This window comes from Knoellia tibetensis (genome assembly GCF_048606415.1).
In the GTDB taxonomy this organism is placed as follows: Bacteria; Actinomycetota; Actinomycetes; order Actinomycetales; family Dermatophilaceae; genus Knoellia; species Knoellia tibetensis.
This window is the reverse complement of sequence record NZ_JBMBWF010000001.1, coordinates 1705104-1720046: the sequence shown is the minus strand read 5'-3', so window position 1 is coordinate 1720046 and position 14943 is coordinate 1705104. Positions and strand designations below refer to the sequence as shown.

16 protein-coding genes are annotated in these 14943 nt (G+C 73.1%); 7 read left to right on the top strand and 9 right to left on the bottom strand.

What is annotated here, in order from left to right; translation table 11 throughout:
- Window positions 1-43 precede the first annotated feature (43 nt).
- Entirely contained in the window at window positions 44-613 is a 570-nt protein-coding gene (locus ACOJV7_RS08000) for a hypothetical protein (RefSeq protein WP_420189602.1), read from the top strand.
- Between the two features lie 145 nt (window positions 614-758).
- On the opposite strand, the gene ACOJV7_RS07995 is transcribed toward ACOJV7_RS08000, so the two are convergent.
- The 9 genes from ACOJV7_RS07995 to ACOJV7_RS07955 form a co-directional block, all read right to left on the bottom strand.
- On the bottom strand, window positions 759-1109 hold the full coding sequence (locus ACOJV7_RS07995; protein WP_420189601.1) for a DUF192 domain-containing protein: 351 nt from the start codon (window positions 1107-1109) through the stop codon (window positions 759-761).
- A gap of 3 nt (window positions 1110-1112) precedes the next feature.
- Complete coding sequence (locus ACOJV7_RS07990) at window positions 1113-2438, bottom strand: hypothetical protein (RefSeq protein WP_420189600.1); 1326 nt, start codon at window positions 2436-2438, stop codon at window positions 1113-1115.
- 59 nt (window positions 2439-2497) lie between these two features.
- The gene (locus ACOJV7_RS07985; protein ID WP_420189599.1) at window positions 2498-3106 is read right to left on the bottom strand and encodes a hypothetical protein; all 609 of its coding nucleotides are present in this window, start codon (window positions 3104-3106) and stop codon (window positions 2498-2500) included.
- A 98-nt stretch (window positions 3107-3204) separates the two neighbouring features.
- A complete protein-coding gene (locus ACOJV7_RS07980; protein WP_420189598.1) occupies window positions 3205-3885 on the bottom strand; it encodes a prepilin peptidase in 681 nt (226 codons plus the stop codon).
- A 37-nt stretch (window positions 3886-3922) separates the two neighbouring features.
- Complete coding sequence (locus tag ACOJV7_RS07975; RefSeq protein ID WP_420189597.1) at window positions 3923-4276, bottom strand: hypothetical protein; 354 nt, start codon at window positions 4274-4276, stop codon at window positions 3923-3925.
- Entirely contained in the window at window positions 4273-4803 is a 531-nt protein-coding gene (locus ACOJV7_RS07970) for a hypothetical protein (protein WP_420189596.1), read from the bottom strand. The genes ACOJV7_RS07975 and ACOJV7_RS07970 overlap by 4 nt, the downstream gene beginning before the upstream one ends.
- 58 nt (window positions 4804-4861) lie before the next feature.
- Complete coding sequence (locus ACOJV7_RS07965) at window positions 4862-6379, bottom strand: hypothetical protein (RefSeq protein WP_420189595.1); 1518 nt, start codon at window positions 6377-6379, stop codon at window positions 4862-4864.
- 127 nt (window positions 6380-6506) lie between these two features.
- Window positions 6507-7784: an NAD(P)/FAD-dependent oxidoreductase gene (locus ACOJV7_RS07960; protein ID WP_420189594.1), complete on the bottom strand. Its 1278-nt coding sequence runs from the start codon at window positions 7782-7784 to the stop codon at window positions 6507-6509.
- 151 nt (window positions 7785-7935) lie between these two features.
- Window positions 7936-9066 (bottom strand): PucR family transcriptional regulator, encoded by a 1131-nt coding sequence (locus tag ACOJV7_RS07955; protein ID WP_420189593.1) that lies wholly within the window; start codon window positions 9064-9066, stop codon window positions 7936-7938.
- 114 nt (window positions 9067-9180) lie between these two features.
- Here ACOJV7_RS07955 and ACOJV7_RS07950 point away from each other — a divergent pair, with 114 nt between their 5' ends.
- The 6 genes from ACOJV7_RS07950 (at window position 9181) to trxA (ending at window position 14897) form a co-directional block, all read left to right on the top strand.
- Window positions 9181-9663, top strand: coding sequence for an NUDIX hydrolase (locus ACOJV7_RS07950; RefSeq protein ID WP_420189592.1), 483 nt, complete (start codon window positions 9181-9183; stop codon window positions 9661-9663).
- Between the two features lie 63 nt (window positions 9664-9726).
- Window positions 9727-11922 carry a protein kinase family protein gene (locus ACOJV7_RS07945; protein ID WP_420189591.1) on the top strand — a complete coding sequence of 732 codons (2196 nt, stop codon included), beginning with the start codon at window positions 9727-9729 and terminating at the stop codon, window positions 11920-11922.
- A gap of 1 nt (window position 11923) precedes the next feature.
- Window positions 11924-12505, top strand: coding sequence for an RNA polymerase sigma factor SigM (gene sigM, locus ACOJV7_RS07940; RefSeq protein ID WP_420189590.1), 582 nt, complete (start codon window positions 11924-11926; stop codon window positions 12503-12505).
- 85 nt (window positions 12506-12590) lie between these two features.
- On the top strand, window positions 12591-13364 hold the full coding sequence (locus ACOJV7_RS07935) for a hypothetical protein (RefSeq protein ID WP_420189589.1): 774 nt from the start codon (window positions 12591-12593) through the stop codon (window positions 13362-13364).
- 101 nt (window positions 13365-13465) lie between these two features.
- A complete protein-coding gene (gene trxB, locus ACOJV7_RS07930; RefSeq protein ID WP_420189588.1) occupies window positions 13466-14506 on the top strand; it encodes a thioredoxin-disulfide reductase in 1041 nt (346 codons plus the stop codon).
- Window positions 14507-14570: 64 nt separating this feature from the next.
- Window positions 14571-14897 carry a thioredoxin gene (gene trxA / locus ACOJV7_RS07925; protein WP_420189587.1) on the top strand — a complete coding sequence of 109 codons (327 nt, stop codon included), beginning with the start codon at window positions 14571-14573 and terminating at the stop codon, window positions 14895-14897.
- Window positions 14898-14943 lie beyond the last annotated feature (46 nt).

Here is a 14943-nt window from a genome sequence, read left to right as displayed (position 1 = left end):
TGAGTGTAGGTACAGCCCGAACCGCCCGGTTAGGGTGCCCGTCATGGGGACGAAGACGTATCGCGCGCGCACGACGAACAGCAGGCGGTCCCACCTCGTCGCCACGACGTTCGCCGTGCTCGCCGCGCTCGGGGGAGCAGCCGCCATCGGCATCGGGCTGTACGCGTGGAGCATGGACCGGCCGCCGCCGACGCAGGTGCTTGCTGGGGAGTCGGTGACGGTGGGGCGCACGCCGCTCTTCGACAAGGGGCTCACGCTCTTCGCCGCGCCGTCGCGCAACGAGGTGCCCGCGGACCCGACGACCTTGGGCTGCACCCTGCACGGCGAGGGACGGTCGACGCCGCTGCGCTCGAAGGCCTCGATCGACGAGCTCGGCACGCGCGTCGTCGCGCAGCTCTCGCTCTCACCCGTCGTCACGGTCGGACCGACCGGCGCGGAGGACCGGATCAGCTGCGACGGGCCGGCGATGAACGACACCGTCGTGTGGCTGCTGCCGACGACCGCAGGGCCTTCTCGCACACCGCTGTCCATCGTCATCGGCGGCATCGCCCTGCTCGGACTCGCCGCACTCGTCGACCCGAGGGCACGCGGCCTCAAGTCCGGCCTGTTCTGAGCCGAGGGCCGCTGCGGGCGACGCGCCTGCGGCGCTGCGTATGCCGTGACGCGCGTCCCGGCGCACCTCGCCACGCGCGTCGCGGAGTGCGCGGCCACGAGCGTCCTCGCCATCGTCAGTGCGCCTGTCGCCGCGCTCGCCGAGGTCATCGCATCTCCAGCCGTGAGCCACGGGTGACGCCCCACTGCGCCATCGAGCCGGCGCGTGCCTCGATCGTCGCCGTGGCGCGCAGCCGGGGAGCGGTGGCGCCCCACCACGGCCGCAGCGTCGCGACCTTGAGGACGGTGCCGTCGCCGTCGACGACCGCGACGTCGATGGGGTAGCGCATCCCGACCATGTGCACCGAGGGGCACTTCGTGATCCAGAGCGCGCCGACGACGTCGTCCGAGCCGAGCAGGCCCTTGCGCCGCTCGCGCGGTGTGTCGGCGACGGTGAGCGGCGCGACGTCGACACCGTCGCGCAGCAGACGTCGCTCACCCGGCCCCAGGATCCGCATGGGTCAGCCCCGGCACCCGGGGACGCGAGCGGTCCAGTCGTTGCCGTTGAACGCCTCCGGCGCCGGCGAGGCGGAGACCCGCCGCAGCCCGCTCTCGATGGCGTCGACGCCGGAGCCGGTCGTCGGCACAGTGCCGCTCGGCTGCTGACGGTTGACGTAACCGTCGCGCAGGGCGGCGGCGACGAAGTCCGCTGCCGCCGAGGTGCCGTCCGACGAACCGTCGGACCCGCCCACGGTCGCACCGTCGGTCCCACCCGGGGACCCGGTGGTCGACCCACCGCTGGTGGACCCGTCGGCGCCCGGCGTGAGGCGTGCGCCGCCGAGGTCCACCGCACCGATCGAGTCGGCGAAGGAGCGGACGACGTTCTGGGCGGACCCGGCCGTCGTGTCGAGGTGGGTGACATAGAGGGAGGACGTCGCGCCCGACGTCGGGTCGGAGAGGTCGCGGTCGGTGACCGTCCGCACCGCGACGACGTTGCCGGACGGGTCCCGGTCGACGTGGAGGAGCATGGGCAGGACGTCGGCCGACGACGTCGTGCTCTCGGAGACGCCGACGACCTCGGTCGTGGCGCCACTGGCGTGCCGGACGACGCCGACGGCCTCGCCACCGGAGTCCATGGCGACGGTCTGCGCGTAGGCATTGAGCGAGAGCCCGGCGGCCGCGCTCGTGTCATCGAAGGTCGCGGTCGGTGCCGGCAGGGACTCCCCGCCGCCCACACCCGAGAGGACGGCGTCACCCAGGGCCGACGCGGCCGCGCCGAGCCGGCTCGTGCCGGTGCCGAAGACGGAGTCCGACCAGCCCTGGCGGGCGTCGGCAGCGACAAGGTCGGCGAGGTCGGCCGGTCCGCTCGCGGCATAGACGGCGTGTGCACGTCCGGTGAGGAAGGGCTCGACACCCGCCGCAGCCCCCGGCGACAGGTGACGCGAGACCCAGCCGTCGTTCGCCGCGGGCGAGGTGGAGCCGCCCCCGGAACCGGAGCTGCCGGCATACACCTGGAAGGTCCCGTCGCCCATGACGCCGACCGCCGAGACACGGCTGCCGGAGAGCGGCACGAGACCGCGGACCGGTCCGGCGGCGCCGGGTGGGGCGCCCACGCAGGTGTCGTCCCCGGGGCTCGTCGTGGCTCCGCCGCCGCCGGGCCCGCAGTCCCCGGCCGTGATGGCGCAGAACGCCGTGCCCGCCTTGTCGCCGACGGACTCCGAGCCCACCGTGAAGGCGAGTGCGCCGATGACGCTGCCCGCGACGAGCATGATGCCGAGCATCTCGAGCGAGGACACCCCCCGCTCGGACCTCCTGGCCCGGGCCCCCGGCCCCCCCGTCGACGTCATGGGCCCATCCTGTCGAGCATCGAGCCGGGCGCCGAGGGCCCAGGGTCCCAACTCTCGGATCATCCGCGCACCTCCAGGGTCCCCATGACCTCGGCCACGGGCGAGGTGGCGAACTCCTCGAGCGGGGCGAAGCCGACCACGTTGACGATGGACCCTCCCTTCGAGCGCGCGAGCAGCTGCCACACCTGACGCCGCCGCTCGTCGCCGCGTGAGTTCTCGGTCCACTGCACGAGGACCGCCGGTTCCTGGGTCCCCGCCTGCCGCACGGTCGAGCGCAGCACGTCGACCTCCTGCTCGCGCAGGCGCTGCTCCAGCCGGAAGCTCTGCTCGAGCAGGTCGACCTCCGGCTCGGTCTCGACGACGACCGACACGACGACCCGGGCGGGCCCGCTCGGGCTCGGCTCGGTCCACCGGACGAGCTCGCCGTGGTCCTCGAAGGTGCGGCGCGACTCCTCCCAGTTGCCCGGGACGGCGAGCCGCCACGTGTCCCCCTCGACGACCCGGCTCCCGACCGGCGGGGCCACGACCGGCGTCGGGCTCGCGCTCGGGCTGCCGGTGGGCGCGATGCGGGAGCCGGCGAACGGCTCCTCACCACCGCACGCCGACAGCGTCGCGACCACCACGGCAGCGGCGCACACATGCCTCATGAACGCAACCCCCGTCCCCATGCGGTCATGCTAGGGGCGGACGGGCGCCCGCAGACCCAACGTTTGCGCGAAGTTCACGAGTGGTCACTCCGGGACCACCCCGCCGTCGTCCGACCGGGTCAGAGCTGGTCGAGCACCGGACCGATGCCGGACATGGCGAGGACGACGAGCGCGGCCCCGATCATGTGCGGTCCGAACGCGAAGGCCGACCGCATCCCTCCCCGCTTCGACACGAGGAGCCACACCCCCCACAGCGTCCCGGTGACGAACGCGAGCGCCGTGGCCACGACGACGTGCGACCACGAGTGGAACCCGAGCACCAGGCCGAGGCTCGGCGCGAGCTTGACGTCGCCCAGCCCCATCCCGGAACCCCCGCCGAGGACGGCGAGGACGAGGTAGACCGCGCCGAGCCCCACCCCGGCGATGAGGGCACGCACCCCACCGGAGGTGTCGGCGGTGACCGCGACGACGACGGCGAGACCGACGACAGCGGTCGCGAGGAGCGGCAGCGTCATCCGGTCCGGCAGGCGGTGCACGTCGAGGTCGACGGCCGCGAGCGCGACGAGGACGAGGGCGACGACCGCCTGGAGCACGAGGAGGGTCCACCCACCCAGGCGCCAGCCGCCGACCGCGACGAGCGGGACGACGAGCGCGCAGACGACCGGCACCCACGCCAGCCCGAGGGTGCGGGTCCCCTCCTCGTCGTCGTAGCGGTGGTCGAGCGTCGCGAGCCGGGCGCGCAGCAGCACCCCGGCCACGAGACCGGCCACCGCGAGGACGACGACGTATGCCGTCGTCACCGGTTCGCTCCCCGGCGCGGCGTGCGGTGGCTCACGTTCAGCGCAGCCCGCGCGGGGACAGGGCGCCGAACGTCCTCGCCACCGCCGAGCACGCGGCCACCCCGAGGACGAGGGAGACGAGCCAGCCGACGAGGAAGCGCGGCTCCACCGGCGAGCCACCGGCGCTGGCGAGGGTGAGCATCGCGGCGACGGTCGCGGCGGTGGCGACGACGATGCCGGGCGTCGCGACCTCCGACCAGTCGTCCGGGCGCAGCGCGAGGCCGAGCACGACCCCGCCAGCGAGACCAGCGAGCGGCACGGCGAGCACCGGCAGGAGCAGGAGGATGCGGAAGGCGGCGACGGCCACGACGACGGCGACGACCGTGGCGGCCGTGAGGACGCGTCCGTTCACGAGCTCTTCTTCTCCCAGGTCATGCTGTCGACGATGTGGGCGACGGTCGCCTCGTCGAGCTTCTCGCCGGTGATCGAGACGGCCGAGGTGCGCGGGTGGGGGTACTGGCCGACGATGAGCCACACGCCCTTGCGCGGGCCGCCGTCGGTGTAGGTGAAGTCGCTGCGGATGGCGGTGTCCGCGCCCTCGACCTCGACCTTCTTGGCGCCACCACCGTCGTAGCCCTCGAGCCCGGTCATCGCCGGCAGGTCGAGACGGCTGAGGGCCGCCGACGCCGTGGGGTCCTCGCTGAACTCGCCGGAGACCTGCATCTCCACGCCCTCGCCGACGAAGCGCTTGTCCCACGTCTCGCCGCTCGGGTCGGCCTCGCTCCAGGCGGCCGGGCGCTCGAGGGTGAGCTGGCCGATGGTGACCTTGGTCCATCCCTGCGAGGCGCCCCCGCTGTCGGCCGCCCCTCCGCTGCAGGCCGTGAGGCCGGCGGCACCGACCAGTGCGGCGGCGAGCGCGACGTGAACTCCGACCTTCATCGGGTCTCCTCCCCTGTGCAGTCCCGTGTGTGGCCTCGTGCGGCCCGTCGAGCGTCGATCATGACACGCACTCCGTGTAGTCCAGGACGGGCCGGGTGCCGTCGGGACGGGGTGCTCCGAGGTAGGTCGCCTCGGTCGCGGTCGTCTCCGAGCTCTCCATCGAGAAGTCCACACCGAAGGCCAGACCGAACTTCACGTTGAGCGCGAAGCCTTGGACGTCGGTGACGTTGTCGTAGGCGATGGTGCTGCTCGTCGCGTTGTTGTGCATGAGCATCGACATCGGGTCGTTGGGGTCGGCCTTCGACGGGTCGATCATGTTGAGCTTGATGAGGCCCGGGTAGTCGAAGTCGCCGTTGCCGCCCATCCAGTCCTGGACGATCTGCTGCGACGCGGTGTCGCCCGGGTCGATCGCGAGCGTGGTCTCCGTGACGACGACGTCGCCGTTGGTCGTGTCGCCGGTGACGCTGCCGCCGCCGCTGTTCTGGTTGTCGCCGGAGCCCTGGTTGACCTCGCCCTCGGCCGTGCCACCCGACTGCGAGTCGACCTGGCTCGTCGAGACGATCTGGACCTCGATGATGTTGCCGTCGGCGTCCTTCTTGACCGAGTAGGACATGCCGACCATCGAGCCCGTGCCACCGGTCGCGAGGCCGATCTGGCCGGTGAGCTCGGCGTTGAGCGTCGTGTCCGTGACATAGGTGCGGGTGTCGTCGGACGGGTCGTCCGGGGTGTTGTTGTTGTCGTTGGTCACAGTCCAGTGAGCCTGCCCCTCGAGCTGGGCGGCGATGCCCTGGGTCGTCAGCTCGCCCTGGGTGAGCGGGGTCGTTCCCGAGGTGAGCGAGATGCCGAGGTCGGCCGAGACGTCGCCGGTGAGCGCGATGCCACCGAAGGTCGTCGAGGGCACCGGCGGCGGGTCGACCCCCTTGATCGGTCGCGGCATGCACATGCCCATGGGCGTGCACACGGGGTGGGTGAGCGACCACTGGTCGAAGAGGTAGTCGTCGAGCTGCTGGCGGAACTGGTCGGCCTGCTCCTGTGAGTCGAACGTCCACGTGCTGCCGTAGTCGAACTTCAGCCCGCCGCCGAAGTCGACGCTCGCGTTGGCCTCGAGCTCCCCGTATGCCGCGTCGGCGCCGAAGCCGCCCGTCGCACCGATCTCGGACCCGTTCGTCGCCATCATCGTCACGGTGCCGTCGCTGTACTCGGTGACGACGAACCCGGCGTTCTCGCCGATCTCGATGAACCCGATCTTGACGACCGAGCTGTACTCGTCACCGGTCTCGTGGATCTTGCACTTCTCGGGCTCGAAGTCCTGGTCCTCGGTCGGTTCGGTCGCCTCGTCCTCGCCGTCCCCGCCGTCGTCCCCGGCGCAGCCGAGGTCCTGCTGCGTGATCATCCCGTAGGCCTTGCACGCCTGGGCGCGCACGTCGCCGGCCGACAGGACGAAGGCGACCGACGAGACGACGACGGCCGCGAGGAGCAGCAGGCCGACGTACTGCAGCGACGAGACTCCCCGCTCGCGCCGCCGCCGGTCCGCTGCCCCCATGTCGTCCCCCTGCGTCGTGGTCCCTCTGCTCACCGCCTCACCGTAGGGTCGGCCCCCCACGCGGCACATGGGCCCGGGGTCCCGCCTGCGTACCCAGATCTGCGCGGGACCCTGGGCCCGAGGCCGAGGCGGGCAGGCCGTGTCGGCCCGCCTCGGGGGGTCAGCGCAGCGGGTCGAACGCGGAGAGCAGGGTGCGGTCGGCGGCGCTGGACGTGCCGGTCATCGCGCCCGCAAGGAGCTTGCCGGTGAGCGGGCCGAGAGCGACTCCCCACATGCCGTGCCCACCGGCGACGAACACGCGGTCCGACCGGGAGGCCCCGACGAGCGGCAGCCCGTCCGTGGTGCACGGGCGGGAGCCGACCCACTCGTCGTGGCGCTCCGTCCAGTCGACACCCGTGAACATCGGGGTGGCGGCGTCGACGATCGCCGTGACCCGGCGCGGGTCCAGCGGGTCGTCAGGGCTGCGGAACTCCATCATCCCGGCGACCCGCAGGCCCTCCTCGGGCTTGCCCAGAGGCGTGCAGGCCACCCGCTGAGTGGGAAAGTAGACCGGCCCCGTCGGCACCTGCTCGGGATGGACCGTGAAGCTGTAGCCGCGCCCCGCCTGGACGACCTTGCGTATGCCGTGTGCTCGCGCGAGCCTCCCGACCCAGCTGCCGTTCGCGAGGACGACGGAGTCGGCGGCGAGCGACTCGCCGTTCTCGAGGGTGACGCGGACCTCGGGTCCCCGCTGGGTCACGTCCGTGACGCGCTGGCCCGTGGCGATCTCGGCGCCGCGGGCGACGACGGCGTCCGCGAGCGCGTTCACGAAGCGGCCCGGGTTGAGGTAGCGCTGCCCGTGGAGGCGGACGCCGTGCGTGACCGCGTCGCCGAGCGACGGTGCGAGGGTGTGCAGGTCGTCCCGGTCGAGCAGCTCGAAGTCGGTGAGGCCGCCGGTCGCGGCGACGTGGCGGAACTCCTCGACGAGCACCGAACGGTCGGCCTCGCTGACGAACCCGGCGAGGAACGGCTCGGCGTCGAGCGTCGGCTCCTCGACGCGGCCCGTGCCCTCGTGCTCGGTGAGCTCGTCGTAGGCCGCGAGCGCACCCGCGTTGGCGAGGTTGAAGACCGCGATGGCCTTGTTCCACTGGCCGGAGGTGCTGTGACGCGCGAAGCCGGCGAGGAACTGGACGAGTCGACGGTCGGCGCGCAGGGGCACGTAGACCGGCGAGTCCGGCCTGAGCGTCGCGAGGATGCCCTGCTTGAGGATCGCGGGCTCGGGCAGCGGGAGGGTCAGCGCAGGGGCGAGCCAGCCGGCGTTGCCCCACGACGAGCCGGCGCCCACGCCCTCGGAGTCGACCACGGTGACCGTGACGCCCTGCTCCTGGAGGTGCCACGCGGTCGAGAGACCGACCATGCCGGCGCCGACGACGACCACGTGCTGGGGGTGCTGTGCCATGACTCCGGAGTCTGGTCGGGTCGCGACGCGCGGTCCGTGCCCGAACGGCCACGGTTTCGTGCAGACCGTTGTGCGATCGGCCAACGACCCCACGCACGGCGGGTCGGGAGGTCGGTGCCCTGGTGGTGGCCACCCCGCTCCGCGTCGGGACTCACCTCCGCGAGCGCAGGTCGACCATGAGCGCCAGCCGGGTGGCCGGGTCGCCGACGTCCACCCCGCACGCCTCCCGCGCCCTGCGGAGACGGTTGCGCACGGTGTTGGGGTGCACCGTCAGCGCCATGGCGGCCGTGCTCACCTCGCCGGCGTCGAGGAAGGCCCGCACGGCGTCGACGAGCCCGCTCTCGTGGAGCCGGTCGTGCTCGCGCAGGCGGGCGAGCGGGCTGGACCCGCCGTGGCGCTTGAGGAACCCGTCGAGCCGGTCGACGAGGACGTCGGCGAAGACGTCCTCGAGGGCGGCGACCTCACCGGTGCGCCCCCGCCGGCCCAGGGCCTCGGCGACCTGGTCGGCCACGAGGCGCGACTCGGCGAGGTTGCCGGCCTCCGCGGCCGTCCCCAGCCCGACGACGAGCTGGTCCCCGCCCCCGAACCGGCGGAGGAAGTCGTCGAGGATGCGGCGAGCCGAGTCCGCGGCCAGGACCCCGAGGATCCCACGGTCGATGCCGGCGCACATCGCCGCCGGAGCCACGGCCGACAGGTGGAGGCTCAGCGGTCCCACGGCACGGCGCACCGCCTCGGGCCCGCGGATCGACACCGCCACCCACTGGCCGGTCATCGTGTGGTCGGCGGCGACCTCGTCGGCGGCGTCACCACCCGCGAGCAGCGTGGTGACGAGGTGGGTGCGCTCGCGCCGCCCGCGGTCGGCGAGGTCGCGCTCGGCACGCAACCGGCGGGCGACGACGGGAGCGGCCGCGACGAGGGTTTCCGCCTGGGCCGGGCTCGGTCCGCCGGGGATGGCGGCCCAGATCGAGCCGACAAGGACCCCCTCGTCCCGGACGGCGACGACGGCGCGCGCCACCATCTCCTCGGCCGGCAGGTCGACCGTGATGACGTCGTCCGAGGACCGGAGCCGGTCGAACACGCCGGTCGCGGCGATGGCCTCGCGATATCTCAGCGGCACCTGGCGGCCGAGGATCGTGCTGATGCGTGCGTCGTCGACGTCCTGGTCGCCCCCGGAGAACGCGATGACGATGGTGTCGCGGTCCTCGATCGTCACCGGCGCCCCGAGGAGCCCGGCCAGCGACGTGGCGATGTCGAAGAGGTCGCCGTCGAGGTCGAGTGACACGCCGCGAGCATACGACCGGGCCCGTCGGCTCTCGCTGTGTCACAGGCTCGGCGTGACGCCCACCGCCCTCTGCACGCGAGGTGGCGCCGAGGCCGTCGTGGTTAGAGTGACCAGATGAGTCACGCCGCAGCCGAGCCGCCCCGGGTCTCCCGGCGGCTCCCTGCGGTCGAGGAGCGCTCGGCCGGCGGTGTCGTGGTCGACGTGCAGGACGGCGAGGCCCGCATCGCCGTCATCGCGCGGCGCAACCGGGCCGGCCGGGTCGAGTGGTGCCTGCCCAAGGGCCACATCGAGGGAGCCGAGACGCTCCCGCAGACCGCCGCCCGAGAGGTCGCGGAGGAGACCGGCATACAGGGCAACGTGCTCATCGAGCTCGGGACGATCGACTACTGGTTCGCGGTCGGCGAGCGCCGGATCCACAAGTACGTCCACCACTACCTGCTCGAGGCGGTCGGCGGGGACCTCACGATCGAGAACGACCCCGACCACGAGGCGATCGACGTCGCGTGGTTCCCCCTGCGCGAGGCGCACCGCCACCTCACCTTCCCCAACGAGCGCCGGATCGCGCGTCTGGCCTGGCAGCGGCTCGCCGGAGACTGAACCGGGCCCGACCGGGTGGCCCGCCTAGGATGGTCGCCACTACCCAAGCGGAAGGGGCACCCGTTGGAGGGCGTCGGACCCGGAACCACCCTCGACGGGCGGTACACCACCCAGCGCAGGATCGAGCAACGCCACGGGTGCGAGCGGTGGACCGCCGACGACACCACGCTGGGGCGCTCCGTCGTCGTGCTCTGCCTGCCCGACTCCGACCACCGCGCGAGTGCCGTGCTCGACGCCGCCCGGCGGGCCGCGGGCCTCGACACGCCCAGCCTCAACCGCGTCCTCGACGTCGGCCGCGAGCGCGGCCTGGCGTGGGTCGTCGAGGCCGACACCTCGGGCTCCCGCTCGCTCGCGCAGCTCGTCCACGAGGGCGGCATTCCCGCCGACGAGGTCCGCCGGATCGTCGGCGAGGTGGCGACCGCGCTCGAGTCCGCCCGCCAGCGCGGGCTGCACCACCTCGACCTGCGGCCCGAGGACGTCCTGCGCACCCAGGACGGCGAGGTCCGCCTCCGTGGTGTCGCGACGAGCGCGGCGATCGTCGGGCTCGACGACCTCGAGTCCGAGGACGCCTCCCGACGCGACGCCATCGGTGTCGTCTCCCTCGCGTATGCCGGCCTCACCGGTCTGTGGCCCGGTGACAGTGAGACCTCGCTCGGGTCTGCCCCCCGCGTGCTCGGCGGAGTCGCTGCTCCGTCCGAGATCGCCGCCGGGGTGCCGCGCGACCTCGATGCGCTGTGCCGCCTCACGCTCGGCGACGACCAGGGCCCCACGTCGCCCGGCGACTTCGCCCGCCAGATCGCCCCCTGGCCCTCGCGACAGGTCGCCGGACGCTCGACGATCGCGACGACCGGTGCGGTCGACCCGCGGGTGCCGACGGCGCTCGCCGCGGCTGCGGCCGCTGCTCCCGACGCTGTGGCCCCCGCGACTGCGACGCCCGCAGCCCCCGTGGTTCTGCCGGATGCTGCGGAGAGCGAGCCCGTCGACGAGGTCGCGGCCGACGACGACCCGACCCACGAGATCGAGGTCTTCGAGGACGACTCCCCCACACGTGTCATCGACCGCAGCGCGGTCGGCACACAGGTGACCCAGGCCATCCCGGTCGCTGCGACGTCCTCGACCGGGGGTCCGGTGGGCACCGACGAGGACTCCGGCGACGACTCGGACGTCGAGCCCGAGGGCGGGCCCGTGGGCGGGCCCGACAGCACCGCCGTCCTTCCTGTCGTTCCGGCTCCGAAGCCCGCACCCGCGGAGTCGCGGGACGTGTCGGCTGCACGCGCCGTCCCCGCCGGCCGCGCGGACGCGGAGGACCGGGAGGACGGAGAGGACCAGGGCCCCAGCCCTGCCGCGTCGGCGGCTGCCGCTGCGGGAGCGGCCATGGCGGGCGCCGGGGCGGCCGTCGCCGGGGCCATGAGCCGCGCGGGCTCGCGCGTCGGAAGCCTCGGTCGTCAGGTCGGCGAGCGCGCAGCCGAGAAGGCCGCCGAGCGCCGTGGGTTCCACGAGCGCATCACCGCCCCCAACGCACCCGGCCTCACCGCCGACGGCGAGCGCGTGCGTCCCGGCACGGGCACCGACGCCTCGCTCGAGCCGCCCGCCCCGCTCGTGCCGGCCGAGCCGCTCACCAAGGACGAGTCCAAGCTCGCGCTCGGCATCGTCGCCGCCTTCCTCGTGCTCGCCCTCATCGTCGGCATCATCGGCGTGAGGAAGATCGGATCCAACACCGACCTCGACTTCGGTGGCGTCCCCGGCCGCACGCCCAGCGCCTCCGCCAAGGCCAGCGGCAACCCGAGCGGCACGCCCTCCCCCGGCGCCTCCGCGAGCGCGGGCGGCGAGAAGCTCCAGATCCTCGCCGCCGACGGCTTCGACCCCCAGGGCGACGGGCGCGAGAACGGCACTCGCGCTCCGCGGGTCTTCGACGGCAACCCCGAGACCGCCTGGCAGTCCGAGGGCTACGGCTCGGCAGCGCTCGGTGGCCTCAAGCAGGGTGTCGGCGTCGTCGTCGACCTCGGCCCGAACGTCGCCGCCCGCAGCATCGCCCTCACGCTCGGCAACACCGCCGACGTCCAGGTCTACGTCGGTGGCGACAAGACGCTCAGCGGTGCGGCCAAGGTCGGCGAGAAGGCCTCCGCGAGCGGCAAGGTCACCTTCCCGGTCAAGGCCGGCACGGCGGGCCAGTACGTCATCGTCTGGTTCACCAGGCTCACCCAGGACGACAACGGCCGCTACCGCGCGGTGCTCGGCGAGGTCGAGGTCACGAACTGAGATGGACGGCCTCGAGGACGCCTCGGACCGCGCCCTCATGGCCCGGCACCTCGAGGGTGACCCCGACGCCTTCGGTGAGATCTTCCGGCGTCACCGCGACCGGCTCTGGGCCGTGGCCGTCCGCACGACGAACGACCGCGAGCTCGCCGCCGACTGCGTCCAGGACGGCTTCGTCAACGCCTTCCGCCGCGCGGGCTCCTACCGCGGCGACGCCGCCGTCTCGACCTGGCTGCACCGGATCGTCGTCAACGCCTGCCTCGACCGGCTCCGCCGCGAGCGCGACGTGCTGCGCCGCGCCGGCGACGTGGCCGACCTCGACGTCGTCGACCGGCACGACCGGCACGGCGAGGCCGAGACCGGGCTCGACGTGCGCGCGGCCCTTGCTGCCCTCCCCGAGCACCAGCGGCTCGCCCTCGTCCTCGTCGACATGCACGGTATGCCGGTCGCCGAGGCCGCGGAGGTCCTCGAGGTCGCAGTCGGCACGGTGAAGTCGAGGTGCGCGCGGGGTCGCGAGGCACTGGCGGCGCTCCTCGCCGACACCGGCCTCGCCGACGGACGCCGGGAACCTCGGGAGCGCGCATGACGTCCTACCCAGGAGAGGGTCCGATGCCCCCGATCACCCGCGGTGCCCGCGGGTCCACGTCCCCCACCGCGGAGAGGAGGCACGCGTGAGCCTGCACGACGACGAGACCGACCCGACCGGGATGCGCGAGCTGCTCCGCGGCCTCCCGGACCCGGGGCCGATGCCCGACGACCTGGTCGCCCGGATCCAGTCCTCCCTCGCGGACCTGCGCGCACCGGACGCGACGACCACGGAGCACGGATCCCTGTCGGCCGTTTCACGTGGAACGAGTCCCGACGTGGGAGGGGCGGCCACCCGGCCGTCGTGGTGGGCCCGCACCGGTCCGCGTCTGGCGGTGGCGGCCGCCGTCCTCCTCGGTGGCGGCGCGGTGGCGTCGGGGCAGCTCGGGCTCCTCGCCACGAGCAACGACAGTGCGTCCTCGTCGGCCGGCAGCGCGGGGGGCGACAGCGGAGCGTCTGACTCCGGTGGGGCAGCGGCCCCAGAGTTCACCACCGGTGCCACGTCGGCACGGCAGGCGGAGCCGGGGCCGGTCGTCATCACCATGACCGACCGGAGCTACACCTCCTCACGGCTCGGCAGCGAGGTCGTCCAGCCCACTGGCGGGACGCCCGTCCGGCCACTGGCGGCCGAGACCCCTGCGGTCGGTCCGATCGGCACCGAGATCGGCGTCCGGTCCTGCCTCGTCGCCCTCGGCCTGCCGCAGGAGACAAGTGCCCGCGTCGACCTCGCGCTGCTCGACGGGCAGCCGGCAGCGGTCGTCGTCGTGACCGGTCAGGGTGGGCGGACGGCATACGCGGTCGGTCGCGACTGCACGATCGGCAACCCGTCGGTGCTCGCGGGCCCGATCGACCTGCCCTGACCGCGGGTCGGGCGGTGTGTCGGGAATCCCCAGCGCCTAGGATCGGTTCTACCTGAACCACCGCATGTAGCGGTGGTTCCCCATGACAGACACAAGGGACGGTGTTCGTGAGCTCCCCCGCCAAGGCGTTCGGCCAGGACGACAGTGACGTCAGGAACGTCATCATCATCGGCTCCGGCCCTGCTGGCTACACGGCCGCGGTCTACGCCGCTCGAGCCAACCTCCAGCCGGTCCTCTTCGAGGGCGCGGTGACGGCCGGTGGCGCACTGATGAACACGACCGAGGTCGAGAACTTCCCCGGCTTCCGCGACGGCATCATGGGGCCCGACCTCATGGAGCAGATGCGGGCCCAGGCCGAGCGCTTCGGCGCCGAGCTCGTCACCGACGACATCACGTCGGTCTCGCTCGAGGGCGACATCAAGTCGGTCGTCGACGGCGAGGGCCGCACGTGGCGTGCCCGCTCGGTCATCCTCGCGATGGGCTCGGCCTACCGCGAGCTCGGGCTCCCCGATGAGAAGCGGCTCTCCGGCCACGGCGTCTCGTGGTGTGCGACGTGCGACGGCTTCTTCTTCCGTGACCAGGACATCGCCGTCGTCGGCGGTGGCGACTCCGCCGTCGAGGAGGCCACCTTCCTCACGAAGTTCGCCCGGTCGGTGACGATCGTGCACCGTCGTGACGAGCTGCGCGCCTCCAAGATCATGGCCGAGCGCGCCCTCACCAACGACAAGATCCGGTTCGCCTGGAACAGCGAGGTCGTCGGCGTCAACGGTGGCGACAAGCTCACCGGCGTCACGCTGCGCGACACGGTCACCGGCGACGAGAGCCAGCTCGACGTCACCGGCCTGTTCATCGCGATCGGCCACGACCCGCGCAACGAGCTGCTCCGCAACAGTGACGACGTCAACCACGTTGCTCTGGATGCCGAAGGCTATGTGTTCGTCGAGGGCCGCTCGACGCGGACCAACCTTCCCGGCGTGTTCGCTTGCGGCGACCTCGTCGACCACACCTACCGCCAGGCCATCACCGCCGCGGGGTCCGGCTGCGCCGCCGCCCTCGACGCCGAGCGCTTCCTCGCCGCGGTCGAGCAGGACCACGCTCCGGCCCACGAGGCCGCCCGCGTCGCCGCCGTCGTCGCCCCCTGACCCACCGGCGCGTCCCGCGCGTCTCCGACCACTCCTCATCACCGATCCCAGGAAGGACCCCCACATGGGAGCCACCCGCACCACCGACGACGCGTCGTTCGACACCGACGTCGTCAAGAACTCCAAGGTCACCCTCGTCGACTTCTGGGCACCCTGGTGTGGCCCGTGCAAGGCGATCGCTCCTGTCCTCGAGGAGATCGCGCGCGACCACTCCGACAAGCTCGACGTCGTGAAGCTCAACACCGACGAGAACCCGGCCATCACCGGCAGGCTCGGCATCACCTCGATCCCGACGATGCACGTCTACAAGGACGGCGAGATCGTCAAGACGATCGTCGGCGCCAAGCCGAAGCCGGCCCTGCTGCGCGAGCTCGAGCCCTTCCTCGCCTGACCACATCACCGACGACGAAGCCCCGGTCCACTCGGACCGGGGCTTC